Source organism: Tetragenococcus halophilus subsp. halophilus DSM 20339 (assembly GCF_003841405.1).
Lineage (GTDB): Bacteria > Bacillota > Bacilli > Lactobacillales > Enterococcaceae > Tetragenococcus > Tetragenococcus halophilus.
Window position 1 is genome coordinate 829,063 of record NZ_PXYA01000001.1, and the last position, 25,225, is coordinate 854,287.

Annotated in this window: 29 protein-coding genes and 2 tRNA genes; 2 read left to right on the top strand and 29 right to left on the bottom strand. The window is 36.6% G+C overall.

The genetic code is table 11. The features are described 5' to 3' along the window. Positions 1–29: 29 nt before the first annotated feature. The 3 genes from pstA to C7K42_RS03860 form a co-directional block, all read right to left on the bottom strand. Positions 30–914, bottom strand: coding sequence for a phosphate ABC transporter permease PstA (gene pstA, locus C7K42_RS03850; RefSeq protein WP_014125107.1), 885 nt, complete (start codon positions 912–914; stop codon positions 30–32). Beyond that, the gene (pstC, locus tag C7K42_RS03855) at positions 914–1,834 is read right to left on the bottom strand and encodes a phosphate ABC transporter permease subunit PstC (RefSeq protein WP_014125108.1); all 921 of its coding nucleotides are present in this window, start codon (positions 1,832–1,834) and stop codon (positions 914–916) included. The genes pstA and pstC overlap by 1 nt, the downstream gene beginning before the upstream one ends. Before the next feature lie 109 nt (positions 1,835–1,943). Continuing rightward, positions 1,944–2,783: a phosphate ABC transporter substrate-binding protein PstS gene (locus tag C7K42_RS03860; RefSeq protein ID WP_103099941.1), complete on the bottom strand. Its 840-nt coding sequence runs from the start codon at positions 2,781–2,783 to the stop codon at positions 1,944–1,946. Positions 2,784–3,424: 641 nt separating this feature from the next. On the opposite strand from C7K42_RS03860, the gene C7K42_RS03865 reads away from it, so the two are divergent. Next, a complete protein-coding gene (locus C7K42_RS03865) occupies positions 3,425–4,276 on the top strand; it encodes an aldo/keto reductase (RefSeq protein WP_014125110.1) in 852 nt (283 codons plus the stop codon). Positions 4,277–4,332: 56 nt separating this feature from the next. Here C7K42_RS03865 and ftsX read toward each other — a convergent pair whose 3' ends face one another. From ftsX to C7K42_RS03910, 9 genes are all read right to left on the bottom strand, one after another. Next, positions 4,333–5,217 (bottom strand): permease-like cell division protein FtsX, encoded by an 885-nt coding sequence (gene ftsX, locus C7K42_RS03870; RefSeq protein WP_014125111.1) that lies wholly within the window; start codon positions 5,215–5,217, stop codon positions 4,333–4,335. Further along, a complete protein-coding gene (gene ftsE / locus C7K42_RS03875) occupies positions 5,210–5,896 on the bottom strand; it encodes a cell division ATP-binding protein FtsE (RefSeq protein ID WP_014125112.1) in 687 nt (228 codons plus the stop codon). The genes ftsX and ftsE overlap by 8 nt, the downstream gene beginning before the upstream one ends. A 106-nt stretch (positions 5,897–6,002) precedes the next feature. Then, positions 6,003–7,113, bottom strand: a protein-coding gene (prfB, locus tag C7K42_RS03880) for a peptide chain release factor 2 (RefSeq protein WP_103083741.1) whose coding sequence is annotated in 2 segments (ribosomal slippage) — positions 6,003–7,040 and positions 7,042–7,113 — 1,110 coding nt in all. Because the reading frame shifts where the segments join, the coding sequence is not laid out codon by codon here. A gap of 95 nt (positions 7,114–7,208) precedes the next feature. Continuing rightward, entirely contained in the window at positions 7,209–9,722 is a 2,514-nt protein-coding gene (gene secA / locus C7K42_RS03885; RefSeq protein WP_103091653.1) for a preprotein translocase subunit SecA, read from the bottom strand. Between the two features lie 278 nt (positions 9,723–10,000). After that, complete coding sequence (hpf, locus tag C7K42_RS03890; protein WP_014125115.1) at positions 10,001–10,555, bottom strand: ribosome hibernation-promoting factor, HPF/YfiA family; 555 nt, start codon at positions 10,553–10,555, stop codon at positions 10,001–10,003. Between the two features lie 123 nt (positions 10,556–10,678). Continuing rightward, positions 10,679–11,356, bottom strand: a complete 678-nt coding sequence (locus C7K42_RS03895) for a ComF family protein (RefSeq protein WP_103099942.1) — start codon at positions 11,354–11,356, stop codon at positions 10,679–10,681. Further along, positions 11,353–12,660 (bottom strand): ATP-dependent helicase ComFA, encoded by a 1,308-nt coding sequence (locus C7K42_RS03900; protein ID WP_103084008.1) that lies wholly within the window; start codon positions 12,658–12,660, stop codon positions 11,353–11,355. The genes C7K42_RS03895 and C7K42_RS03900 overlap by 4 nt, the downstream gene beginning before the upstream one ends. Before the next feature lie 73 nt (positions 12,661–12,733). Then, the gene (locus C7K42_RS03905) at positions 12,734–13,054 is read right to left on the bottom strand and encodes a PTS sugar transporter subunit IIB (protein WP_103084007.1); all 321 of its coding nucleotides are present in this window, start codon (positions 13,052–13,054) and stop codon (positions 12,734–12,736) included. A gap of 86 nt (positions 13,055–13,140) precedes the next feature. Further along, positions 13,141–13,434 (bottom strand): DUF7662 domain-containing protein, encoded by a 294-nt coding sequence (locus C7K42_RS03910; RefSeq protein ID WP_103084006.1) that lies wholly within the window; start codon positions 13,432–13,434, stop codon positions 13,141–13,143. 127 nt (positions 13,435–13,561) lie between these two features. Here C7K42_RS03910 and C7K42_RS03915 point away from each other — a divergent pair, with 127 nt between their 5' ends. After that, positions 13,562–14,194 carry a YigZ family protein gene (locus C7K42_RS03915; protein WP_103091652.1) on the top strand — a complete coding sequence of 211 codons (633 nt, stop codon included), beginning with the start codon at positions 13,562–13,564 and terminating at the stop codon, positions 14,192–14,194. A 43-nt stretch (positions 14,195–14,237) separates the two neighbouring features. Here C7K42_RS03915 and C7K42_RS03920 read toward each other — a convergent pair whose 3' ends face one another. From C7K42_RS03920 to atpB, 17 genes are all read right to left on the bottom strand, one after another. Further along, positions 14,238–14,945 carry a GntR family transcriptional regulator gene (locus C7K42_RS03920; protein ID WP_103084004.1) on the bottom strand — a complete coding sequence of 236 codons (708 nt, stop codon included), beginning with the start codon at positions 14,943–14,945 and terminating at the stop codon, positions 14,238–14,240. A gap of 88 nt (positions 14,946–15,033) precedes the next feature. Next, the gene (locus C7K42_RS12850) at positions 15,034–15,198 is read right to left on the bottom strand and encodes a hypothetical protein (protein WP_170157594.1); all 165 of its coding nucleotides are present in this window, start codon (positions 15,196–15,198) and stop codon (positions 15,034–15,036) included. Positions 15,199–15,329: 131 nt separating this feature from the next. Further along, positions 15,330–15,401, bottom strand: a tRNA-Gln gene (locus tag C7K42_RS03925). Between the two features lies 1 nt (position 15,402). Then, a tRNA-Tyr gene (locus tag C7K42_RS03930) sits at positions 15,403–15,486 on the bottom strand. A gap of 77 nt (positions 15,487–15,563) precedes the next feature. Then, on the bottom strand, positions 15,564–15,797 hold the full coding sequence (locus C7K42_RS03935; RefSeq protein WP_103084003.1) for a DUF2969 domain-containing protein: 234 nt from the start codon (positions 15,795–15,797) through the stop codon (positions 15,564–15,566). A 198-nt stretch (positions 15,798–15,995) separates the two neighbouring features. Continuing rightward, entirely contained in the window at positions 15,996–16,271 is a 276-nt protein-coding gene (gene yidD, locus C7K42_RS03940) for a membrane protein insertion efficiency factor YidD (RefSeq protein WP_103084002.1), read from the bottom strand. Positions 16,272–16,415: 144 nt separating this feature from the next. Continuing rightward, positions 16,416–16,595 (bottom strand): DNA-directed RNA polymerase subunit beta, encoded by a 180-nt coding sequence (locus C7K42_RS03945; RefSeq protein WP_103099943.1) that lies wholly within the window; start codon positions 16,593–16,595, stop codon positions 16,416–16,418. A gap of 15 nt (positions 16,596–16,610) precedes the next feature. Further along, on the bottom strand, positions 16,611–17,900 hold the full coding sequence (gene murA / locus C7K42_RS03950) for a UDP-N-acetylglucosamine 1-carboxyvinyltransferase (protein WP_103099944.1): 1,290 nt from the start codon (positions 17,898–17,900) through the stop codon (positions 16,611–16,613). A 91-nt stretch (positions 17,901–17,991) separates the two neighbouring features. Continuing rightward, positions 17,992–18,225 carry a DUF1146 family protein gene (locus C7K42_RS03955; RefSeq protein WP_103083999.1) on the bottom strand — a complete coding sequence of 78 codons (234 nt, stop codon included), beginning with the start codon at positions 18,223–18,225 and terminating at the stop codon, positions 17,992–17,994. 460 nt (positions 18,226–18,685) lie between these two features. After that, positions 18,686–19,108 (bottom strand): F0F1 ATP synthase subunit epsilon, encoded by a 423-nt coding sequence (locus C7K42_RS03960; RefSeq protein ID WP_103099945.1) that lies wholly within the window; start codon positions 19,106–19,108, stop codon positions 18,686–18,688. Positions 19,109–19,121: 13 nt separating this feature from the next. After that, positions 19,122–20,528, bottom strand: coding sequence for a F0F1 ATP synthase subunit beta (gene atpD, locus C7K42_RS03965; protein ID WP_014125129.1), 1,407 nt, complete (start codon positions 20,526–20,528; stop codon positions 19,122–19,124). A 26-nt stretch (positions 20,529–20,554) separates the two neighbouring features. Beyond that, positions 20,555–21,451, bottom strand: a complete 897-nt coding sequence (locus C7K42_RS03970; RefSeq protein WP_103083997.1) for a F0F1 ATP synthase subunit gamma — start codon at positions 21,449–21,451, stop codon at positions 20,555–20,557. A gap of 22 nt (positions 21,452–21,473) precedes the next feature. Then, positions 21,474–23,018: a F0F1 ATP synthase subunit alpha gene (atpA, locus tag C7K42_RS03975; protein WP_103099946.1), complete on the bottom strand. Its 1,545-nt coding sequence runs from the start codon at positions 23,016–23,018 to the stop codon at positions 21,474–21,476. Positions 23,019–23,037: 19 nt separating this feature from the next. After that, a complete protein-coding gene (locus C7K42_RS03980; protein ID WP_014125132.1) occupies positions 23,038–23,580 on the bottom strand; it encodes a F0F1 ATP synthase subunit delta in 543 nt (180 codons plus the stop codon). Then, positions 23,567–24,097: a F0F1 ATP synthase subunit B gene (gene atpF / locus C7K42_RS03985; protein WP_014125133.1), complete on the bottom strand. Its 531-nt coding sequence runs from the start codon at positions 24,095–24,097 to the stop codon at positions 23,567–23,569. The genes C7K42_RS03980 and atpF overlap by 14 nt, the downstream gene beginning before the upstream one ends. 96 nt (positions 24,098–24,193) lie before the next feature. After that, positions 24,194–24,403, bottom strand: a complete 210-nt coding sequence (gene atpE / locus C7K42_RS03990; RefSeq protein WP_014125134.1) for an ATP synthase F0 subunit C — start codon at positions 24,401–24,403, stop codon at positions 24,194–24,196. Between the two features lie 30 nt (positions 24,404–24,433). Further along, positions 24,434–25,150 carry a F0F1 ATP synthase subunit A gene (gene atpB, locus C7K42_RS03995; RefSeq protein ID WP_103083995.1) on the bottom strand — a complete coding sequence of 239 codons (717 nt, stop codon included), beginning with the start codon at positions 25,148–25,150 and terminating at the stop codon, positions 24,434–24,436. Positions 25,151–25,225: the final 75 nt, after the last annotated feature.

Genomic DNA, 25,225 nt, shown 5'->3' on the forward strand with positions numbered 1-25,225 from the left:
TTAGTTAAAGGCTAATAAATAGTAGACAATCAAGCAGATGTGATCTTTTTATATAATTTCTTTCCCACAGCGCGTGCACTAAAATTAAATAGTAATACTGCAAGGATTAAAACGGCTGAAGCACCTGCAGAAACTGCATCTCCATCAGGCATAGTTCCTTCCGAATTTATTTTCCAAATGTGTACAGCTAATGTTTCCGCTTGACGGAATAAACCAATTGGGCTTGAAACACTCAGTGGATTCCAATTGGTAAAATCCAAAGCAGGCGCACTTTGTCCCGCTGTATAAATTAAAGCCGCTGCTTCTCCAAAAATACGACCAGAACTTATGATGACACCACTCAAAATACCTGGTGTCGCTGCTGGCAAGATCACATGCAGCACGGTTTCCCAACGAGAAAGTCCTAAAGCTAAACCGGCTTCTCTTTGTGTATGATGGATAGCGTTCAAGGATTCTTCAATATTTCTAGTTAATAGTGGTAAATTGAAAAAGGTTAAGGCTAAAGCACCCGAAATAATGGAAAATCCATATTGAAACTGGACAACAAAAATCAAGAAGCCAAATAAACCGACAACAACAGAAGGTAGAGAACTTAAAATTTCTACTGAAGTCCGAATGACATCGGTTAACCAATTTTTCTTCGCATATTCAGATAAATAAATTCCTGAACCCAAAGAGATCGGAAAACTAATTAGCATCGTAATCAACAATAAATAAAAAGAGTTAAACAATTGAATACCAATTCCCCCGCCTACTTGATAGGCTTTTGCGGGTTGAGTTAAAAATTCCCATGAAATATGAGGCAGGCCACGAATAAGTATATATAATAATAAAAAGGCAAGAATCAAAACAAGAAAAGCAGCAATCGCGTAAAGTACACCTGTCGCAATTTTATCCCAACGTTTTGCTTTCATTATTTCATCGCTCCCTTCTTACCGATCATACGAATAGCTATATTAAATATCAATGACATTAATAGTAAAATTAAAGCAAGCGACCAAAGTACATTGTTTTCAACAGTTCCCATAATGGTATTTCCAATCCCCATTGTCAAAATTGAAGTTAATGTTGAAGCGGGTGTTACTAAACTAGTTGGCATTAATGCAGCATTTCCAATAACCATTTGAATAGCTAAAGCCTCTCCAAAAGCACGCGCCATACCAAAAACCACGGCCGTTAAAATACCGGGAATAGCTGCTCGTAGTACCACTTTATATATTGTTTGCCAACGTGTCGCGCCTAAGGCAAGTGAAGCTTCACGATAATGACGCGGTACAGCTTTTAAGGCATCTACTGTCATTGTCGTTACCGTTGGTAAAATCATAACAAATAAAACAAAGGTCCCAGCTAAAATACCAAATCCTGTACCGCCAAAAATATAACGAATAGCAGGTACAATAATAGACAAGCCGATAAAACCATAAACAACGGAAGGAATACCGACAAGTAATTCGATAACAGGTTGTAAAAACTTTTGCCCGTTTTTAGGCGAGATCTCAACCATAAAGACCGCTGCGCCAATGGCAAAGGGTGTAGCAACGATTGCCGATAAAAAAGTCACCATAAAGGAACCAATAATCATGGGTAGTGCTCCTACCATTGGTTGCCCGTCCGATCCTACTTGCCCAGGGTTCCATTCTGTTCCGAATAAAAAGTCCATAACATTTACATTGTCAACAAAAAATGTAGCCAGTCCTTTGCTAGCGACAAAATAAAAGATGGATAATACAACTAGTACGATAATAGAAATACACAAAAAACTAAGTAGTTTTCCACGTCGTTCTAGCTTGGATTTTTTCGATTTTTTGGTTAGCACTTCTTTTACGTTTTCCAAAAGGTTTCCTCCTTATTTCCTATTACCCTTTTAAGTCTAACGTTACAATATCAATTTTTAATGAAGAGCTTGTAAAGTTCACACGAAGTTTGTAAAGTTTATGTAAATGCTACTCTACAATATCTCCGTTAGCATCACGTTCAACTTCCATCTGTGATACCGGGATATAACCAAGTTCTCCTACTAGATTTTTTTGTATCTCTTCTGAAAGAGTATAATCCAAAAATTCTTTTGTTAAGCCTTTAGGTTCACCATTTGTATACATATGTTCATAAGACCAAATCGGCCAATCATTGGTGGTCACATTTTCATCTGTAGGTTCAACATTATCAATGGATAGGGTATCCACGTCATTGGTGACATAAGAAAAAGCAATATAACTAATTGCTCCTGGGGTATCACTGACGATTTGCCTAACCATTCCGCTTGAATCTTGTTCTTGAGCGGAAACTGCATTTTCATCATCAAGTATCCATTTTTCAAAAGTATCTCTAGTGCCACTACCAGAAGCGCGGTTCAAAATAACGATGTCCTGATTTTCCCCCCCAAGCTCTTTCCAATTAGTAATTTCTCCTAGAAATATTTGTTTCAATTCATCTTTAGATAAATTTTTTACACCTACTTCTTTATTAATAATAGGTGTAATACCAATAACCGCTACGCGATGATCGACTAACTGACTTGCATCTATACCATCTTTTTCTTCTGCAAACATATCAGAGTTTCCGATATCCACTGCACCAGACTGCACTTGACTCAAACCAGTACCGCTGCCGCCACCTTGAACATTCACAAATTGGCCGGGTCGATCTTGTTGAAATTCTTCAGCTACTGTCTCAACCAAAGGCTGCAAAGCAGAGGATCCAACGGCTGTTACCGATTCTCCTTGATCGATCCATTTACTACAACCAGAAAGGATCATCGTAAAAGCAATTGTCAACAATATCATTAACTTTTTTTCATTAGTGTACTCCTTTATTTGAATCGTGTTATACGACAAAATTGCCGTTTTCATGACTAATGACAAATATGATCTTCTTTATTTTAGCATGTTTCATTTTAGTTAAAAACCTTATTTTACTGTTCTGCTGAATTAAAGCGTTTTATATTTTAAACTGCCATTGCAGAATTTTAATTGGTAATTTTTAAATTAAAAATTCCTTAAAATAGGCTAAAAAAAAGCTCCCTGATATCTTGAACATAGGGAGTGAAACTCTTATTACTTCTCCTTAATCAATCTATTTGTTCACATGTTACTCTAAATTTTCTAGTGGACAAGTAAATAGTAAATCACGGACAAAAGTTCGACAATCTATTATCTGAAAATGAAATCACGGACAATAGTTTAGAAAACCCTTATCTGAGAATCCAAACACGGAGAGAGAATTGGAAAAGTTTTAACTGAAAGACAAGGATACAACCTTTATTTTATTAAACCGAGCGCTTCTCAACGTTTTATTCTTTGTCCAATAGCCTTGAATTGCTTCGTGTTTTCCCTTGAAGACTTCCATGTTACTACTTTATTTGACTTTTATTTTCCCCCACGATACGGTTGTTGTATAGTAACTTTTAAATAAGGAGGAATAATTGATGGCAATACCAACATTTCAACTAAGTGATGGAACCTTACTACCTGCCGTCGGGTTTGGTACTTCGGGCTTAAAAGGTTCAGAAGGCATTCGCGTAATCTCTTCTGCTATCGATCATGGCTACCGCTTACTAGATACTGGCTATAATTATGAAAATGAAGGAACACTAGGTCAAGCAGTCAAGCAATCAAGTGTAGCACGAGAAGAATTATTACTTTCGTCTAAACTACCTGGACGTCATCACAAGTACCATGCAGCAATTTCTGCTATTCAAGAATCTTTATATCGTGCGGGTTTGGATTATTATGATCTTTATCTTATTCACTGGCCAAATCCTAAACGTGATGAATACGTCGAAGCTTGGCAGGCACTGATCGATGCACAACGTTTCGGCCTTGTTCGTTCAATCGGTGTATCGAATTTCTTGCCGGAACACTTGGACAAGTTAAAAAAAGAAACTGGGATTCTTCCAGCTGTAAATCAAGTTGAACTACATCCTTTGTTTAGCCAGCCCGAACAACGAGACTATCACAAAAAACATCAGATCTTAACAGAAGCCTGGAGTCCGCTAGGCGGTATTGATCATAAGTTAAGCAAACCTATTACTGAGCTACCACTATTGGTTGATTTAGCTGAAAAATACCATAAAAATGTGGGACAAATTATTTTACGCTGGGAATACCAACTAGGGGCGCTTCCTTTACCATTATCTCGTAATCCAAAAAGGCAAACGCAAAACCTTGATATCTTTGATTTTGAATTAACAACAGACGAATTGCAACAAATCATTGCTTTAGATCAAAAAGAGGCCCGGGTTTCAGCACAAGACCCACGTACTCATGAAGAATTATAATACCATAACGCAAAAAAAGCAGCTAGATGAACCAGCTGCTTTTTTTATATCTTTTTCTAAAATTTCAAGAAACGGCGCATTGAAAACGCAGAACCGACCGAACCAATGACAATACCAATAACGGCAAGTAAAAGGTTCATTTGCCAGTTAAATGATCCTGGTTGTAACAAGCTAAAGTTTGATCGTTCTAATATTGGGTTGACGAGCTCGTAAACTTTATTATATCCGGTATACATTAAAATAATCGGTATGATGGATCCTATCAAACCGATCCACCCACCTTCAAGAAAGAACGGCCAACGGATGTAACCATTTTTAGCACCCACTAAGCGCATAACCTGAATTTCTTGTTTCCGTGTGAGAATCGTCATTCGAATCGTATTAGAAATCAAAAAGATCGCTACGATAATTAAAACAATCGAACCAATCAAGCCCCAAGTCCGTGTTCTTTGCGCAATGCTAAAAATTCTGTCGGAAAGATCTTCGCCATAAGAGGCATCATGAACATATTCGGTCATACCATTGGCTTCTTCAGTGATATCTTCTACATATTGTGGATCATCAGCTCTAACAATAAAGACATCGAGTAAAGGATTATCTTGGTCAAACAAGTCCCAAGAATCGCCATATGAAGCTTGAACTCTTGCTAGCTCTTCATCTTTGCTGGAAAAATCAATGGATTCCACATGAGGAATTTCTTCCAAATTATTTCTTAATTCTTTTTTCTCATCTTCGTCTGTTTCATAGTTAACATAAACAGATACTTCGACATTGTTTTCCATATCTTGGGCCAATTTTACAGTATTTAAAATAATAACAAGAAACGCGCCCAGTAAGGCCAATGTCACAGTTACTGCTGTAACAGAAGAAACAGTCATCCAACCATTACGCCGTAAACTTTTTAAGCTTTCTAAAACATGTTGGAAAAAATTCCTAAGCATCGTATCCATACTCCCCTTCCGCTTGGTCTCGAATGATTTTACCATTTTCAATAGCGATCACTCGGTGTCGAATCGTATTTACAATGGTTCTGTTATGCGTAGCCATAACAACGGTTGTTCCTTGAGCATTAATACGATCTAATAATCTCATGATTTCCCAGGAAATTTCTGGATCCAAGTTTCCCGTCGGTTCGTCAGCAATCAAAACTTGAGGTGTATTTACAATCGCACGTGCAATAGAAACACGTTGTTGTTCTCCACCAGATAACTGATTTGGAAATACGCGAGCCTTATGTTTTAAACCGACCATCTCTAAAACATCATTAACCCGTTTTTTTACCTCTCTAGGTCTACGTCCAATCACTTGCATAGCATAAGCAACATTTTCATAAACTGTTTTTCTTTCCAACAATTTATAATCTTGGAATACTACGCCAATTTCACGACGTAAATAAGGCACTTCACGATTTTTAATTTTCATCAAATCATAATCTGCAATCTGCAAATCGCCGCTAGTCGGTTTTTCTTCCCGATATATTAATTTAACAAATGTTGATTTCCCAGCGCCAGAAGGACCAACAACATAGACAAATTCCCCTTGGTCGATCGAAATCGAAAGCCCACGGATAGCTGCTGTGCCATTCGAATATTTTTTGGTTACATCCTTCATTTCAATCATGGCTATCTCTCCTAAACATTTTTAGTCACACCGCTTCATTATAGCATGTAAATATTTCATTGGTTTTTCTTGAAGTTACATTTTCTTTTCAATTTAATGACTTTTCTCAATCTTTATTGTTTAACTCCATCTTCAAATAGGCATCGATAAACTCATCAATTTGACCATCCATAACTGCTTCGGTATTGCCTGTTTCATGATCTGTACGATGGTCTTTGACCATTTGATATGGGTGAAAAACATAGGAACGAATTTGCGATCCCCAACCAATTTCAAGCTGTTCTCCACGCAAGGCAGCTTGCTCTTGTTCTTGTTTTTCGCGTTCTTGTTGATACAATTTCGCTTTTAACATATTCATCGCTTGTTCTCGATTTTTTATTTGAGAACGTTGCGCTTGACTGGCTGCCACCGTACCGGTCGGCAAGTGGGTAATCCGTACAGCCGATTCTGTTTTATTGATATGTTGTCCACCAGCCCCACTAGCACGATAGGTGTCTATTTTCAGTTCATCCGGATTGATTTCAATAGCAATAGATTCATCCATTTCTGGCATTACTTCAATCGAGCAAAATGATGTATGACGTCTTTTAGCTGAATCAAAGGGAGAAATACGGACCAGCCGGTGTACACCTTTTTCTGATTTTAAAAGCCCGTAAGCATTATGACCTTTAATCAAAAGTGTCAAGCTTTTAATACCGGCTTCTTCACCTGCTTGATAATCAATCGTTTCTAATTGAAAATGATGACTTTCAGCCCAGCGAGTATACATCCGTAACAGCATACTCCCCCAATCTTGCGACTCAGTACCACCTGCTCCTGGATGAAGCTCAACAATTGCATTATTACGATCGTATGGTTCATCTAAAAGTAATGCCAGTTCATAGTCCGCCATTTCTTTTTGTAGTTTAACCATTTTGTCATCCAATTCAGCGGCTAAGTCGCTATCTGCTTCTTCTTGCAACATCTCAAGCAAGACTTCAGCATCTTCGACGCCTTTAGCCAAGTGATTAAAATTATCATAGGTTTCTTTTTTACGGTTATTTTCATTAATAATTCTTTGTGCTTTTTCCTGGTCGTCCCAAAAGGAAGGATCTGCCATTTGATTTTCCGCTTGTGCAATATCCTCTTCTAACTGATCAAGGTCAAAGAGACCCCCTAAAGCTAGCGATTTGTTCTTTCATCTCATCAATTTGTTTACGGATTTCTTTAAGTTCCATGAATGTACCTTCTTTCTTCAAACGTGGCTATCATACCATTTTTTGCTGCATTGCGCAAAATAAGACTGGGCAATATTGTCCAGTCTTATTTGTTTTTATTTTTTGCCATGGCAATTTTTGTATTTTTTCCCACTACCACAAGGACATGGATCATTACGTCCTACTTTTTTTACATTTACAGGCCGTTTTTTAGCGCTATTCGTATTTTCTGTATTTGTTTGTTCTGCTTCGCCCTGAGCAACTTGTTCGCGTTGTACATTTTGGCGAATTTCAGCTTTCATAAACAAACGAGTAACATCATATTCTATAGCACCAATCATATTTTCATACATGGTAAAACCTTCGCTTTGATACTCAACCAAAGGATTATTTTGTCCATAAGCACGTAAGCCAATAGATTGACGCAATTGATCCATCGCATCAATATGATCCGTCCATTTCGTATCAACAACACGTAAAATCACAACTTTTTCAAATTCTAACAGTTGTTCCGAGCTGTTTAATTGCTCCGTTTTTTCATCAAATTTTTCTTGAGCAAGTTGGTATAAATAATCTGTTACTTCTTGGGCTGTTTTACCTTTTAAATCGTCTACGGTGATTGCATCTTCATTCACCAAGACACTTCCGGCAAAATCAGCAATACCTTCGTAGTTCAATTGATTTTCTTCAAATTGAGTATGACCAGCAACCGCCCGTTCAATCGTACGTTTTACCATATGCATCAAGGTTTTTGATAATGATTGGTCTTCTAAGATCACTTGTTGCCGTTGTCCATAGATGACTTCACGTTGTTCGCGCATCACATCATCGTATTGTAAAACATTTTTACGTGCATCGTAGTTATTTCCTTCAACTCGTTTTTGCGCTGATTCAACTTGTCTTGATAACATTCTGCTTTGGATAACAGCATCTTCGTCATCAACTTTCATCCGATCTAAGAAGACTTTAATTCGTTCTGAACCAAAACGCTTCATCAGATCGTCTTCTAGTGATAAGTAGAATTGAGAAATACCTGGATCTCCTTGACGCCCTGAACGGCCACGCAATTGGTTGTCGATTCGGCGTGATTCATGTCGCTCTGTACCAATAACAGCCAAGCCACCTACTTCTGCAACACCTGGCCCTAGTTTAATGTCTGTTCCACGACCAGCCATGTTCGTTGCAATAGTTACAGCACCCTTTTGTCCAGCATTTAAAATAATTTCTGCTTCTTTGAAGTGGTTTTTAGCATTTAAAACTTCATGGGGCACATTTTCCTTATCCAACATATTAGAAAGCAACTCTGAAGTTTCAACAGCTACAGTCCCTACTAGTACAGGTTGTCCTTTACGGTAACGCTCTTTGATATCTTGCGTTACAGCTTTGAACTTACTATTTAAAGTCGGATATAATAAATCTGATCGATCCTCACGAATGACCGCTTCATTTGTTGGAATTTGGATAACTTCCATATTATAAATTTCGCGGAATTCTTCTTCTTCAGTTTTAGCTGTACCTGTCATCCCTGCAAGCTTATTATACATACGGAAAAAGTTTTGGAAAGTGATTGAAGCCATTGTTTTAGTTTCATCTTCAATATCTACGCCTTCTTTAGCTTCAATCGCTTGATGCAAACCATCGGAATAACGACGCCCTTCCATTATACGTCCAGTAAACTGGTCTACAATCATTACCTTTCCATCTTGTACAACATAATCATTATCCCGAATCATGATATAATTTGCGCGTAGGGCTTGATCTAAGTAGTGAGTTAAAGCAGCATTTTCGATATTATAAAGATTTTCCAAGCCAAAATTTTCTTCTGCTTTTTCTATACCGTCTTCTGTAAGACTGATTGTTTTTGATTGTACATCAATTTTATAGTCATCTTCTTCTTTCAAACGTTTAACAAAATTATCAGTACGTAAGTAAAGAGCGGTTGATTTTTCTGCCTGTCCAGAAATGATCAACGGCGTTCTTGCTTCATCGATTAAAATCGAATCAACCTCATCCACGATTGCATAGTTAAGTGGACGCTGAACCATTTGCTTAGGATAAACCACCATGTTATCTCTTAAGTAGTCAAAACCTATTTCACTGTTTGTACTATAGGTAATATCGCTATAATAAGCAGCTCGTTTTTCTTCTGTGGTTTTAGAGTTAACATTTAAACCTACTGTAAGCCCTAAAAAGTTATACAATTCGCCCATTTCAGTAGAGTCACGAGAAGCTAGATAGTCATTGACAGTTACCACGTGAACACCCTTTTGCGATAAGGCATTCAAATAAACAGGCATCGTTGCTGTCAACGTTTTTCCTTCCCCTGTACGCATTTCAGAAATATTTCCTTCGTGCAAAACAATAGCACCCATCAACTGTACTCTGAAAGGGTATAAACCTAGTACTCGCTTAGCTGCTTCACGTACAACAGCAAAAGCTTCTGTTAACAAATCATCTAATGTTTCACCATTATTGTAACGTTGCTTAAATTCATCTGTTTTTTGTCGTATTTCTTCATCAGACAAAGCACTCATTTCGTCCGCTAACGCTTCGATTTTGTTAGCCATACGGCCGAGGCGTTTGATTTCTTTTTTATCATTTTCAATCAATGTTTTAAAAAAGTTGGCCATTCTTATTAAAATCTCCTTTATTAAAAACAATTTAAAAACAGTGAAAACTGTTTTTAAATGACTCATTTACTTATCATTTACTAGAAAGTCTTCACTATATTTTAGCATTTGTTTTATTTGATTGCTACCGTTTTGTGAAAGCTTAACAACGATTTTCATATACTTTAATAATCTAACATGAAAAAGCTCATAGAACAATTCTATGAGCCTTATATTAGTAAAAATTTCAAAAAGTACGCAAAGACTTCAGTTAACTGAAGTCTTTGCGTATTTAAATATTAGTCTGTTTCAATTAAACCGTATTTCCCATCTTTACGACGGTAAACGATACTGGTTCCTGTCGTATCCGCATCTTCAAAAATGAAAAAGTTATGTCCTAACATATTCATTTGTAAAACAGCTTCTTCACTATCCATTGGTTTTAATGAAAGACGTTTTGTACGAACGATGTCAAGGTCGGAGCCATTATTTTCTTCTGGCTCTTCATCTTCAAAAAAGACTTCTTGATTAGCTTCAGGTTTGGATGCTTCACGTTTTTTCCGATTAATTTTTGTTTTAAATTTACGGACTTGGCGTTCCAATTTATCAACAACTAAGTCGATACTTCCGTATAAATCAGGCGAAGTTTCTTCAGCGCGCAAGACGAGATAAGGTAGTGGAATCGTTACTTCCGCTTTAGCCGTTTTCTCCGTGTAAACTTTTAAATTTACATGAGCTGTTGCTTCAGGCACGTCATTAAAATAACGTTCTAATTTACCAACTTTTTTCTCCACATAATCGCGAATCGCCTGAGTAACTTCTATATTTTCTCCTCGAACATTGTAACTGAACATAACAATTGCCCCTTTCATCTGCCAATTAAAGAAGATAAAAAAGTTCTTTTTCCTCTTCTTATATTCATTATATCGAACTTTGGTATAAATGCAAAAGAAATCGTTAACAATTTTAACTTCTTTTTAACGAGCAAGAGAAAAAGTATGAAGCACTTTTGGTTGATAAGTTTGTAATATTTCAGCAGCGTGAAAGAGCGTTCTACCAGTCGTATAAACATCATCTACCAATAATACTTTTTGATTTTTTATCTTAGTCATATTTTCTGTTGCTCTAAAGGCTTGAGGCGCCGCTAAGCGCTCTTGCCGGCTTTTTTCAGATTGTGGCGCATTATTTAATTTTTTTACTAATAATTTTTGCGTTTTAATGCCGGCTGCTTGCAAAAAAGCTTCTACTTGATTAAATCCTCGCTGGAAAAATCGTTTTTCAGACAAAGGAACACTACACACGATCCAATCTTTTTTATGAGAAAAGTAGTGTTGAATTTCAGTTATAAATGTTTTTCTTAAACGAAAATCTCCTAAAAATTTGTATTGGTAAATCCACTCTTTGAAAGCTTCATCATAAGAAAATAAAGCTTGGTGGCAAAAATCATAGTACGGATATCTTTGTTGCCATTGTTGGCACTCATCACACATACTTGTCCATCCTGGATTAGCACAAGTAGGACAAGCAGGACTTGTGATTTGCTCAAATTTTTCTTGGCAAAGATAACAACGCTGACTACTTATAGAAAAAGGAAAAAGTAGTTCTTTAACAGTCAGATTACGAATAATTTCACACTGGCAATAACTACATCTCATGACGCGATCCACTCCTTAGCCAAGCGATTCATTTTCTTGATCTCCTCACAAGCATCTCGGATAGCTTGTGTTTGTTGATTATAAAAAAAGACCACCTGTCCATGTTGATAGCTTCCCTTACGATCAACACGACCTGCAATTTGTACCAAAGCTGATTTACTATAAATTTTATGATTTGCTCCCATAACTATGACAGAAATATGTTCAAAAGTCACACCACGCTCAAGAATCGTAGTACAAAATAAAACACGGTAGATGCCATCGCGCATATTTTGAACTTTTTCTTCTCTTTGTTTATCCAAAGAAGAGACACAGTCCATTTTTGTTGAGGAAAAAAAGAGACTTACCTTTTTGTATAAATTCTGCATGTAGCTAATGCTAGGACAAAAAACGAGTACATCATTATCTTCTAATAGTTTTTTTAAATAAGCTACAAATTTCTTTATCTTCCAATTTGAGTAATAACAATGCTGCCAACTTTCATACCAAATTAATTGAGGAACAACTAAGGGTCGTTCGTGAAAGCGAATAGGTAATTTTTCAATACAAAAAGTCTTTTTTAAAGAACTTAATAGATGATTAGGTGGGGTCGCACTTAAATAAATATATTTTCCATCTTTTTTTAAGGCGTTTTTCTGAGCAAATGCCAATGTTTTATCTCCTTCATAAGGAAAAGCATCCACTTCATCAATGATCAATAAATCGAAAGCCTGATAAAAATGCAGCAACTGATGAGTAGTACAAATAGTCAAAGCATTATAACGGTACTTTTGCTCAGAATCACCATATAAAAGTAAAGTTTCTTCCTCTGGAAAAACTTCATTGATCCGTGGGTACAGTTCTCGGCAAACATCAATCCTAGGAGAAGAAATTGCTAAGCGCCCACCATTTTGTAAACAATCACGCACAACTGAAAAAATCATTTCCGTCTTTCCTGAACCTGTAACGGCCCATATCAGTGTATTTTTACCCTTTTGATAATTCTTTAAAATATTGTCTGACACCTTTTGTTGTGCTGGCGTTAACTTTCCTCGCCAAGTAAAACAAACCTCGCGCGGCGTCTTCTTTGTCTCATTTTGCGTTACTAAATAAGTCTGTGTACTTAGACGACCAAATTGAATACAATAAGGACAATAGTATTCTTTACTGGATAGCTGATTTTCATTTTTGGAAAAATGACTCCCGCAGCGTTGGCAACTCACCTTATTTGTAATCAACAAAGCTTTACGACACTGAAAAGAGTCATCGAGTTGAGAAAGTTCGTCTTTTAACATACCTTTTTGTCGACCATATAATTCTTCCATATTTATCACCTCAATGATAAATACGCAAAAAAAGCAGAAGTCTTTTTTTGACTCCTGCCTTTTTCAATATTTTTTATTCATCAAGTAAATTAAGTGCTTGGTTTAAAACATTTTCACCATTCATCATTCCATAATCTGACATATCGATTACATCTACCGGAATTTGTTTAGATGCTAATTTCTTTTCAAAATCAGCCTTCATAAAGCGAACTTGTGGGCCCAATAATAAAACATTTACATCTTTATTTTCTAATTGTGTATCTGCTTCTGATGAAGATACTGCAAAGATATCTGAGTCAATTTCTTTTTCTTCAGCAGCCTTTTGCATTTTAGTCACCAACAAACTTGTACTCATCCCAGCAGAACATACGAGCATAATTGTTTTTTTTGCCATGATAAATCTCCCCTCCACTTTTAAAACTAAAAACAACAAAGTATATCTTTAATTATAAAGTTTTTGCAACCATTGTCAACGTTTCCTTAATCCATCGGTCTAATCCAACTTGATTTAAGCAGTGGTCGAAAAACAACAAACTCTTTTTCTAAGTTAACATGAACAACTTCGTAATTGGCATTTAACCAAGCATAAGCACCATTTTCAGGATGTAAATAATCATTTGTCCACCAGTCAACGAAGGTGCGAGCAGACCTCGGAAGTCCACGAGCAGGAAACAATAACTCATCAAATTGAGTAAAAGTTAATGTGACTTGTGTGCCACCATTATTTTTAAGATATGTAGTGATCACATCATATTTTTTTCTTCTTCCTGCCATGCCAACCCCTCCTTATTTCCATTATCACGCCTGAAAGAACAAAATGCAACTTTTAAGCGAAATACTGCCATCTAACTTCCAACTATATTATACTAATAAATGAAAGTAAAAAACAGAGGTGAAATTAATGCTTGAAAGTTATCGTACGATTCAAAAAGATGGACAAGCGGAATTAGAAATTAAAAAATCACGCTTTATTTGTTCATTAAAACGAGTATACACCGAAGATGAAGCTAAAGCTTTTATACAAGAATTAAAAAAGAAACATTGGAAAGCTAATCATAATTGTAGTGCCTTTCTCATAGGCGAAGAAATTGAGATACAGCGTTCCAGCGATGATGGCGAACCTTCTGGTACAGCGGGTAATCCCATGTTAGAAGTATTAAAAAAACAGGAGCTGATTAATGTTTGCGCAGTCGTTACTCGCTATTTTGGTGGCACAAAATTAGGCGCAGGAGGCTTGATACGTGCTTATTCTCATTCTGTTAGCCATGCCCTAGAAGAAACAAAGATCGTCCAAGGTATTTTACAAGAAGAAATTTATGTCACAATTGATTACCCACTGCTAGGTAAATTACAAAACTTTTTGGAACAGCAGGAGTATATGGTTGCTAACACAGAATTTTTAGAAAAAGTGACTTTATGTGTACTTGTCAAAAATTTGGATACTTTTATTGAAGCAGTCACAGAATTATTAAACAATCAAGCCAGTTTTGAAAAAGGTGAGAAACGTTATCATGAACATTTGATAAAAAATTAAGCACTGCAAAGCCCCTTTTATATCGGGCTTTGCAGTGCTTAGCTTATTTTTCTAAGAAAAATTCAAAACGATTGCCTACATACTGGCTGCGCACATACTCAAACGGTGTACCATCTTCAAAATAAGATACTTGTCGCATTAGTAAGATCGCATCGCCCTTTTTAACTTGCAAGTATTCAGCTTTCTTTTCTGATGCAACAACAGCAGAAATGGTTTGATTCGCTCTTCCAATTTTGTGTTGTCCTTTTTCTTCTAGGGTACGATATAAAGAAGCAGAAATCTCCTCTTTACTAAAATCACGGATAATTTTTTCCGGAATACTTGCAACTTCAAAACATATAGGAATACCATCTGCTAGACGAACTCTTTCCATTCGTAAGATGGCTTCATGCTCAGTTAAACTTAAACGTTCCATCTCACTGGAGCTTGGTTGCGTGAAAAAATAAGAAATAGCTTTACTCGAAGGCTTACGTCCTTGAGAAAGCATAATTTCAGTAAAACTTGTAGTACCACTCATTTTTTCCTGTACTTTTTGCCGCGCTACATAAGTACCTGAACCAATCTTTCTTTCTAATATACCTTCATCAGACAAAGTTTGAATGGCTTGTCTTAATGTCATCCGACTGACACCGAATGCTTCAGACAATTCTCTTTCAGAAGGAAGTCGATCACCGATTTTCCAATATTCTGCTTCAATTTTATCTTTGATTTTATCATGAATTTGGAGATATACAGGTAAGGTTTCTGGCAAAGATGCCACCTCCTTCTAAAACATTTTTTAATCGAAAAATGAAAGTCAAATACGCTAACTTAAGTTTAAAGACAATCATATTCATAAACTAACGAATTTTGGCCTGCCATTTAATGCGTTGGCGAGTTGGGCGTTTTTCCTTAACTGCCAGCCCTTTTTTTCCAACATTTACTTCCACATCTTTTTTAGACACATCGTAAATGGTCTCCGCTGCTTCAGTAAGTTTTCCTTTTAGATTCTTTCCAAGCTTCATCTTAACACTTCCCTTATTGATTTATTTGATCTTTTTATTTTTTCACTGAATGTAAGCTTTCTCTTAGACTATCGCAAAAATTAAATGAAATCAACAAAAAAAGCACCAGAAAAAATCTGATGCCCGCAAAACTGGGATAGCTGGATTCGAACCAGCGCATGATGGAGTCAAAGTCCATTGCCTTACCGCTTGGCTATATCCCAATGGTGGAGGAGAAAGGATTCGAACCTTTGAACCCGAAGGAACGGATTTACAGTCCGCCGCGTTTAGCCACTTCGCTACTCCTCCAAAAAGTCCGGTAAAAACCTGACTTAGATATAATACAAGATATTTTATATTTTTGCAATAATTTTTGGCAATAAATTTTAATTTTCATGTAAATTCCAACGACGAATAATTGTTTCAATCGCTAGATCCAAAGTTTTACTAGTTCCTAAATCTTCATCATCCGCAAAACTTTGAAATTCTTTTGGTCCAAAACTAAGCACTTCACCAATCTGCTTTTTACCAATATATAACTCAGTTACTGGGTAAGTCTGCCCTTTGATATTTCTACTAGTTTCTTCACTGTGAACTTCAATCTCTTTATTCTTCTTCAAACTTCTCACCTCGAAATTCATTTTAGCATATTTTCTATGTAACGCTAGAATAAAATACAAAAATCAAGCTAAAACTAGCTTATATTTACATTTATATCTTGTGTAAAATACTAAAAACTGTATATTCATCTTCACTTACATATTAAATACAATGAACCTCAGGCGCAAGCACCTGAGGACTAAATAGTTTTACGTTTTTTAATGGGTTTTATAGCTGTAGATTGGCTTTTCTTGATCCACAGTATTTTTCTTTAAAGAAAACTCTTTAGGTACATAGTCAATACCACCTTTGGCAAATGGGTTACAACGTAAAATACGTGCAATCCCCATCACCAAACCTTTAAATGTTCCATGAACCTTTAAAGCTTCTAGCATATAGCTAGAACAGCTAGGATAATAACGGCAACTCGGAGGGAATAAAGGAGAAATAAACCGTTGATATCCTCTGATTAAAATTAAAAAAATCTTTTGCATAAGCTCTGGACTCCTTTTTGAGAAACAAGCAAAATAGCCGAACTACACCGGATGAGATTCGCTAATTCTGCATTACATCCAGACGAAAGCCATCTCTTCATAGTTCGGTTATTTTATTATTAAAGAGATGCTTACCACAATCTCTTAAAATTGAACAAACTCAAAAATATGCTGCCATAGTGCTCGGCTGAAAACATGTAACGGTGAACCATCGCCAATTCCACTATAACCAATCATTAAACCAACAAAAAACAAGACCACGGCTAATGCAATAACTGATAAAACTTTAATTAATGAAATTAATACATCACGACTTAAATACATCATGACCTCCTAATTTTATACCTGGACTTCTTCTTTTACTGGATTATCGTTCACTCGTTCGATATTAGCGCCTAACTTTTGTAACTTTTCATGGAATTGATAGTAACCACGGTCAAGATATTTTAAGTTACGTACGCGAGTAATACCTTCAGCTTTTAGCCCAGCTAGGACTAATGCAGCCGCAGCCCTTAGATCAGTTGTGTATACCAAAGCGCCTTGAAGTGAATCATTGCCTTGCATAATGGCTACATTCCCGTCGATTTTCATATGAGCATTCATTTTCCGCATTTCTTCTAAATGTTGAAAACGATTTTCAAAAACTGTTTCTGTAGTAACACTAGTTCCATTTGCCAATAATTGTAACACGCTAGTTTGTGCCTGCATGTCTGTTGGAAACCCTGGATGCGGCAGTGTCTTAATATCAGTAGGTTGTAATTGTGAAGGACCTTGTACTCTGATTCCTTCTTCGGTTTCTGTCACTTCTGCACCCATCTCTTTTATTTTAGACAACAATGGGCGATTATGTTCTGCAATAGCATCTTTAATAAAAACATCATTGTTTGGCATTGCGCCAGCCACCATAAATGTGCCTGCTTCAATACGATCTTGTACGATTGCATGATTTACAGCATGCAACTGTTCTACACCTTCAATACGCATTGTTTCTGTACCAGCACCATGAATCTTCGCGCCCATTTTATTAAGTACATTTGCTAGATCAACAATTTCAGGTTCTCTTGCTACGTTATCAATTGTAGTTGTCCCTTTAGCTTTAACAGCTGCCATCATAATATTTTGTGTTGCACCAACACTAGGAAAATCAAGATAAATACTATTGCCTTCAAGTTGATCAGCAACTGCTTCAATATAACCATTCTTTTGATGAATAGTAGCACCAAGGGCCTGAAATCCCTTTAAATGAAGATCTATAGGACGTTTACCAATAGCACACCCACCAGGCATTGCTACTTTTGCATGTCCGTTGCGTGCTAATAACGGTCCTAAAACAACGATTGAAGCGCGCATTTTACTAACATACTCATAAGGTGCTTCAATTTCTAAAGGATATGAAGCATCAACGGTTATTTCTTTTTTATCCAAATCAAAATCCACTTTTGCGTTCAAATGATGAATAACTTCTTTCATAGTAAATACATCTGAAAGAATCGGAACACTACTGAATTTAGTTGTTCCTTCTTCTGCTAATAAACTAGCAGCCAAAATTGGCAAAACTGCATTTTTTGCCCCTTCAATTTCTACGGTTCCTTTTAATGGATTATCACCATAAACGATAATCTCTTCCATGTTGTTCCCTCCAAATAAAACGTGTTACTTTTTTGACAAAATTCTTTTAAAGTATACCACATTCGTTTTTGATAATATAGTGAATTGCTTATTAAAGAAATGTTAAGAATATATTTTTACTTAATGTAATAATTTCCAAGAAAAAACTACTTGCTATATAACCGATCACAATGGAAAAAAGGACAATGATCATCCTTATTTGTGCGGTATGAAGAGATTTAAAAAAAGCTTCGATGCGTAAAGCGCCTAAAGACCAAAATGCTAAATAAATAAAAGCAAAATGACTAACTAAACGTATAATAGCATCAATTCCGAACGTTTGCATAAAATAACCTCGCTTACTAAATCTCATAACAATTATTACAATTATGTTAACATAAAAAGAGCAAAATAAAAAATAATCACCTTATAAAATCTTCAAGGGAAAACGCTAAGCATTGGACAAAGACAGAGAATAAAGCATTGAGAAGCTCCTGCGTTAGTAAAATAAAAGTTATATCTTTGTTTTTCAGATAAAACTTTTCCATTTCTCTCTCCATGTTTGGATTTTCAGATAGAATTTTTCTAAACTGTTGTCCGTGTTTTCGTTTTCAGATAATAGATTGTCGAACTTTTGTCCGTGTTTTACTATTTACTTGTCCGCTAGAAAACCTCAATAAATTTTACATTTAGCCTCTTATAAAGTATATGTTGCTTTTTAACAAAAAAAGTGCCATACACTCAATAGACTAACAAATGTATGGCATTCTATAAAAAAGTAGCCAGATTTATTCTGACTACCTTTTTTACCTGTGTTTTGAAACATTGATACGGTTAATTGCACGATGGAGTGCAACTTCAGCACGTTGTTGTTCATCGATATCAGATGTTTGTTTTGCTTGTTCAATCGTCTCTTCTGCCCTTTGCTTGGCTCTTTCAGCACGTGAAATGTCAATATCCCGTGCTCTTTCAGCACTATCTGCAATGATTGTTACTACGTTATCACGAACTTCAATGATTCCCCCATTAACAGCTACCCAATTCACATGGTTTTCTGCATCCGTCCGTTTGACTCGAACTTCATCAATTTCTAAGGGGGCAACAATCGGTGCGTGATTTACTAAAATTCCCAGTTCACCACTTGTCGTGATCGCAACAACCATCGTTGCATGATGATCAAAAACCAAGACATTAGGCGTTACGACATTGACCGTTAAATATTGCTCCATAAGGCACCTCTTTCTAGCTACCTACTTTTTTCGCTTTTTCAACGGCTTCTTCAATTCTACCTACACTTCTAAAAGCTTCTTCAGGTAAGTCATCATGTTCGCCATCCAAAATCTCTTTAAAACCTTTGACCGTTTCTTTTACTGGAACATAAGAACCAGGTTGTCCGGTAAATTGTTCAGCCACGTTGAAGTTTTGTGATAGAAAGTTTTGAATCTTACGTGCCCGTGATACTAAAGTTTTTTCATCATCAGACAACTCATCCATTCCTAAAATAGCAATAATATCTTGCAATTCATGGTAGCGTTGCATTGTACGTTGTACTTTTGTTGCAACGTCATAGTGCTCTTGTCCTACAATTTCAGGTGTTAGAGCACTTGAAGTAGAAGCTAGTGGATCCACTGCTGGATAGATTCCTTGCTCAGTCAATTTACGATCCAAGTTTGTCGTAGCATCTAAGTGGGCAAAAGCTGTTGCTGGTGCCGGGTCACTATAGTCATCCGCGGGTACATAAATTGCTTGAATAGAAGTAATAGATCCCTTATCCGTTGACGTAATCCGTTCTTGCAGTTGCCCCATTTCAGTTGCTAGTGTGGGTTGATAGCCAACAGCAGATGGCATTCTACCAAGTAAAGCGGAAACTTCGGTACCTGCTTGTGTAAAACGGAAAATATTATCAATAAATAATAATACGTCTTGACCTTCAACATCTCGAAAATATTCTGCCAGTGTTAGGCCAGTTAAAGCAACACGCATACGAGCACCTGGTGGTTCGTTCATTTGACCAAACACCATGGCTGTTTTTTCGATAACGCCTGAATCCTGCATTTCATAATACAAGTCATTACCTTCACGAGTACGTTCACCTACACCATTAAACACGGAAATACCCCCGTGTTCTTGGGCAACATTATTGATCAATTCTTGAATTAGCACCGTTTTTCCAACACCGGCGCCTCCAAACAATCCGACTTTACCGCCTCTTAGATAAGGTTCTAATAAATCAATCACTTTGATCCCTGTTTCTAATATTTCCGAACTAGTACTTAATTCATCAAAACTAGGGGCTTTTTTGTGAATACCACTTTTTTCAGCATCTTCAGGAAATGGCTCCTGATTATCTATTGTTTCTCCTAACACATTAAATACACGACCTAAAGTATCATTTCCTACCGGAACAGAAATAGGTTCTTGTGTATCCACAACTTCCATGCCACGTTGCAAGCCGTCAGTAGACCCCATAGAAATGGCACGAATTACCCCATCTCCAAGTTCTAAAGTAGCTTCCAATACAACACGCGTCTTGTTCTCATCATTTTTATATACGGCTAATGCATTATTGATATCTGGTAAAGTATCATCTAACGAGAATTCTACGTCAACGACCGGACCAATGACCTGAACAATCTTGCCTGAACTCATATTTCTTCCTCCATTCATTTATGAAATTATTCTAAAGCGGCTGCGCCACCAACGATTTCTGTAATTTCTTGGGTAATAGCCCCCTGCCGAGCCCGATTGTACGAAGTCGATAAATCACTAATAATATTATCGGCATTGTCTGAAGCCGTCTGCATCGCTGTCATTCCTGCAGCATGTTCTGCTGTTTTCGCGTCAACAATAGCTCCGTAGATCAGACTTTCAGCATATTGCGGCAACAATTGATCTAAAATTTCTTCTTCAGAAGGTTCAAAAATATATTCTTGCTCATATTCTGTAGCCTCTGAAGGGTCTAAATCTGAAATAGGTAACATTTTTTCCACTCGAAATTGACTTGTTAAGGAATTTACATGGTGATTATAACAAACATACAACTCATCAAAAACTTCATTTTGATACATAGAAGTTGTTAAGTTAACAATTTTTCTCACTTCATCAAAACTTGGTTGATCCGATAAATTCCGTAATTCATAAGCGATATCGATCCCTCTAGTTTTGAAAAAATCCGATCCAGTAGCCCCAATGGTAATCATTACATATTCATCTGAAGAATCATGATCTTCTTGTAACATCGTCATCATTTGCTTCAAAATAGAACTATTATAGTTTCCTACTAGTCCACCATCGGCTGTAATAACAATGTAAGCTGTCCTTTTTACTGGTCGATTGACCAACATCGGATTTAATTGCTTTAATTCTTCAGCTGAATGTCCTTCCGTTAATTGGCCAGCTACAATATGAGTGACCAATTCACGGACTTTATTCGCATACATTTGAAATTGTTTAGAATGGGCTTGTGATTTAGTAAGTTTAGAAGCCGAAACCATTTGCATCGCCTTAGTAATTTGTCCTGTTTTTTTGGTCGAAGCAATTCTGTCTCTTATTTCATTTAAAGACTCAGCCATAGACCTTCACCTCTTTTGCTTATTAAAGTGATTGCACACTGTCTCTTAGTGAACCATTTTGTATTTCATCTAAGAATGTTTGTATAAACTCTTTGATAGGTTCATCCATTTCTTCTTCAGCTGGAAGATCTTCTGTTTGCTTAATTTTATCCAAAACATCTTGGTGATTTGCCTCAAAGTAATCAAATAGTTCGTGTTCAAAATTTAAAAGTTGGTCCACTGGTACTTCGTCAAGAAAACCATGAGTCAATGAATATAAGATCAATACTTGTTTAGACATTTCTAATGGCTCATGCAGACCTTGTTTTAAAATTTCCACTGTACGTCGACCACGATTTAATTTGGCCTGTGTCGCTTGATCTAAATCAGAACCAAATTGTGTAAATGCTTCTAATTCACGGTAACTTGCAAGGTCTACACGCAAAGTACCAGAAACTTTTTTCATCGCTTTAGTTTGGCCTGAACCACCTACACGAGAAACCGAAAGGCCAGCATCAATAGATGGTCTTACCCCTGAATAAAACAGATCACTTTCTAAAAAGATTTGCCCATCTGTAATCGAGATAACGTTGGTTGGAATATAAGCGGAAATATCTCCTGCTTGTGTCTCAACAAATGGTAAGGCCGTTAAAGAACCAGCCCCCAGTGAATTATTTAATTTTGCGGCACGTTCTAACAAACGTGAATGCAAATAAAAGACATCCCCTGGATAAGCTTCACGACCAGGTGGACGGCGCAATAATAAGGAAATTTCACGATAAGCAGCCGCTTGTTTTGATAAATCATCAAAAACTACAAGGACGTCCTTGCCATTATACATGAACTCTTCTCCTATTGCCGTTCCAGTATAAGGTGCGATATATAATAGTGGTGCTGGTTCTGAAGCACCTGCAGCCATAACGATGGTATAATCCAAAGCACCATACTGTCTTAATGTTTCTGTTTGCGCTCTAACAGTGGAATCTTTTTGTCCAATAGCTACATAAATACAGATAACATCCTGGTCTTTTTGGTTAAGGATAGTATCAATGGCAATTGTCGTTTTCCCAGTTTTCCTATCCCCAATAACTAATTCTCTTTGTCCACGACCAATAGGAACTAAAGCGTCAACTGCTTTTAAGCCTGTTTGTAGAGGTTGAGAAATAGATTGACGATCCATTACTCCAGGAGCTGAACCTTCCATAGGGCGTGTTTTTTCCGTTTTAATTTCCCCTAAGCCGTCTATGGCTTGACCTAGCGGATTGACTACACGTCCGATCATTTCTTCTCCGACAGGAACTTCCATAATACGTCCTGTTCGCTTCACTCTATCGGCTTCACGAATATCGTCGAAATCTCCCAAAATAATAATTCCGACATCGTTAGACTCTAAATTTTGCGCCATTCCATAAGAACCATTGGCGAATTCAAGTAGTTCTCCGCTCATTGCATTTTCTAAACCATGTGCTCGAGCAATCCCATCACCAACGTAAGTTACTGTACCAACTTCTTCTACAGTTAACTTACTTTGGTAATTATCGATTTGTTCCTTGATTAAAGCACTGATTTCTTCTGCTTTAATGGCCATCTAATTCACCTCTGTTTTTCTATTTGCTCAATTCATTACGCAAATTTTCAATACGTGTTTTTAAACTTCCATCGATAACTTTTCCATTTGTTTCAACGATGATCCCACCTACAATTGCAGGATCAACCTTTTCTTGCAAATTTGCGATTTTATAACCAAATTTTTGTGCAATATTTGTTGTTAATTTGGTTTTTTGTTCTTTTTTCAAAGGTATGGCTGTGGTTATACTTCCTAAAAGAACGCCCATACTTTCATCATATCTTTTTTCATATTCATCGATAATCAGAAGTAAATCATACATCCGACCATACTGAAAAATAACTTCTAAGGCATTATAAATCATTCCATCAAAATTTTTGACCAATTCATCCATAATGCTTCTTTTTTCTTGCATATTTAAGCGTCGATCGCTTAATATGTCTCCCAAATCAGGAGCAGCTTCAAAAATCTCACGTAATACAAGTAACTTTTGATAAATATCTTCGACTTGCCCTTTTTCTGCCGCCAATTCGTATAAGGCTTTGCCGTAACGTTTAGCTACTGTGTTCTTATCTAGTTTCATCTTCTGAACCTAAACTTTCAATATATTGATTGATCAACGATTCATGCGCCTCTTCAGAAAGTTCTTTATTTATGATTTTTTCTGCGATTTGAACCGAAAGATCAGCGACATCCCCTTTAACCGAAGATAGGGCTGCTTGACGTTCAACAGAAATATCATCTCTAGCTTTTTCTTTCATCTGTGATACTTCATCTTGCGCATCGTTGACGATTTTTTGGCGGCTTGATTCTCCAGTACTTTTAGCGTTTTTGATGATATCTGAAGCCTCAGATTTAGAAGCTGACAATTGTTCTTGTCGCGTGTCTTCTAATTCTTGCGCTTTCTGGCGTGATTGTTCGGCTGAATCTAAATCATTGGCGATCTTTTTTTCACGTTTATTCATCATGTCAGCAATTGCATTCCACGCAAATTTTTTCAAAAGCGCCAATAATAAAACAAATGAGCCGGTAACCACAACAATATTTGAAATAGTCGTATTTTGCACATCAGCAACTGACAAAACCAATTGATTTAGCATGCTTGTAACTCCTTTACAAATTATTTTATAATTAAAAACTTTTATGACAAAAAAGCAGGAGGACGTAAGAGACGATCACCTCCGCTTTTTCACTCTTTATAAGATCATAAGTAAAGCAATGACGATCCCTAAAATTGGTAGAGCTTCAATGAAAGCTATCCCTAAAATCATCATAGAACGTAATTGACCTGACATCTCTGGCTGACGAGCCATTGATTCTATGGTTTGAGCAATAACTTTTGAATTTCCATAACCAGCTCCAATAGCTGCCCCTATAATTGCTAATCCTGCTCCAATAAATGCCATAATACTTTTCCTCCTAATATATTAATATTCTTACTCTTCTTCAATTTTATTATCTAAGAAAACCATTGCTAAAATAACAAAGACGTACGCTTGAATAGCACCGATAAACAAGGAAAATCCAATCCATATCATTTCAAGCGGTACAGCTAAAGGTAAAGACAACCAGCCCAAATTGTTTACCATCGAAGCAATCAACCCTAGAAGAACTTCACCTGCAAAAATATTACCATACAAACGTAGTCCCAGGGTTACCACATTAGTAAATTCTTCCAATAACTTCATCGGCAAAACAATGCCTACAGGACGAAGATAACTATTGACTAAATACTCTTTTGTTCCCATCTTTTTCACACCAAAAAAGTGTGTCAATAAAATGACCATAAAAGCCATTCCTAAGGTAACAACAGGGTCAGCTGTAGGACTTTTCCATAAAGTTAAATCATCATGGATAACAATTTTTGTAATAAGTCCTAATTCGTTTGCCACAAAAATAAATAAAAATAAAACAAATGCATAGAAATCGTAGTTTCTTGCTTCTCTTTTAGGCAACTGCGAAGAAGCAACTCCGCGTACAAAATCAATTACCCACTCAATGAAATTTTGTTTACCTTTTGGTTTCATTTGTAAATTTCTTGTACAAATAAAAACGACTGCAAAAACAATAATACAAGTCAGCAGCGTCATTAAAATGATTGTACCATCAAACCAAATGGGACCAATATGAAACAAGAGCGAACGTTCATCCAAATACTCTCACCTTCTTTCCCATAAAATCCCAAAATCACAGCCAAAACCAAATCACCATGATTTATTCAACATTCG

Coding starts and splice junctions, on each gene's coding strand:
- atpE (WP_014125134.1), bottom strand. CDS start 24,403: ATGGCATTTATTGGAGCAGGATTAGCAATTATAGGGGCAGCTATTGGA.
- atpA (WP_103099946.1), bottom strand. CDS start 23,018: ATGGCCATTAAAGCAGAAGAAATCAGTGCTTTAATCAAGGAACAAATC.
- C7K42_RS03900 (WP_103084008.1), bottom strand. CDS start 12,660: ATGGAAGAATTATATGGTCGACAAAAAGGTATGTTAAAAGACGAACTT.
- ftsE (WP_014125112.1), bottom strand. CDS start 5,896: ATGATTGAAATGAAGGATGTAACCAAAAAATATTCGAATGGCACAGCA.
- C7K42_RS03960 (WP_103099945.1), bottom strand. CDS start 19,108: ATGGAGCAATATTTAACGGTCAATGTCGTAACGCCTAATGTCTTGGTT.
- atpD (WP_014125129.1), bottom strand. CDS start 20,528: ATGAGTTCAGGCAAGATTGTTCAGGTCATTGGTCCGGTCGTTGACGTA.
- C7K42_RS03860 (WP_103099941.1), bottom strand. CDS start 2,783: ATGATATTGTTGACAATTGCTTTTACGATGATCCTTTCTGGTTGTAGT.
- C7K42_RS03980 (WP_014125132.1), bottom strand. CDS start 23,580: ATGAAACTAGATAAGAACACAGTAGCTAAACGTTACGGCAAAGCCTTA.
- C7K42_RS12850 (WP_170157594.1), bottom strand. CDS start 15,198: ATGAAGCTTGGAAAGAATCTAAAAGGAAAACTTACTGAAGCAGCGGAG.
- C7K42_RS03955 (WP_103083999.1), bottom strand. CDS start 18,225: ATGCAAACGTTCGGAATTGATGCTATTATACGTTTAGTTAGTCATTTT.
- C7K42_RS03915 (WP_103091652.1), top strand. CDS start 13,562: ATGCTTGAAAGTTATCGTACGATTCAAAAAGATGGACAAGCGGAATTA.
- pstA (WP_014125107.1), bottom strand. CDS start 914: ATGAAAGCAAAACGTTGGGATAAAATTGCGACAGGTGTACTTTACGCG.
- C7K42_RS03905 (WP_103084007.1), bottom strand. CDS start 13,054: ATGGCAAAAAAAACAATTATGCTCGTATGTTCTGCTGGGATGAGTACA.
- secA (WP_103091653.1), bottom strand. CDS start 9,722: ATGGCCAACTTTTTTAAAACATTGATTGAAAATGATAAAAAAGAAATC.
- C7K42_RS03865 (WP_014125110.1), top strand. CDS start 3,425: ATGGCAATACCAACATTTCAACTAAGTGATGGAACCTTACTACCTGCC.
- C7K42_RS03945 (WP_103099943.1), bottom strand. CDS start 16,595: ATGTATTTAAGTCGTGATGTATTAATTTCATTAATTAAAGTTTTATCA.
- C7K42_RS03910 (WP_103084006.1), bottom strand. CDS start 13,434: ATGGCAGGAAGAAGAAAAAAATATGATGTGATCACTACATATCTTAAA.
- hpf (WP_014125115.1), bottom strand. CDS start 10,555: ATGTTCAGTTACAATGTTCGAGGAGAAAATATAGAAGTTACTCAGGCG.
- ftsX (WP_014125111.1), bottom strand. CDS start 5,217: ATGCTTAGGAATTTTTTCCAACATGTTTTAGAAAGCTTAAAAAGTTTA.
- atpF (WP_014125133.1), bottom strand. CDS start 24,097: ATGCTAAATCAATTGGTTTTGTCAGTTGCTGATGTGCAAAATACGACT.
- C7K42_RS03970 (WP_103083997.1), bottom strand. CDS start 21,451: ATGGCTGAGTCTTTAAATGAAATAAGAGACAGAATTGCTTCGACCAAA.
- yidD (WP_103084002.1), bottom strand. CDS start 16,271: ATGCAAAAGATTTTTTTAATTTTAATCAGAGGATATCAACGGTTTATT.
- C7K42_RS03895 (WP_103099942.1), bottom strand. CDS start 11,356: ATGAGATGTAGTTATTGCCAGTGTGAAATTATTCGTAATCTGACTGTT.
- murA (WP_103099944.1), bottom strand. CDS start 17,900: ATGGAAGAGATTATCGTTTATGGTGATAATCCATTAAAAGGAACCGTA.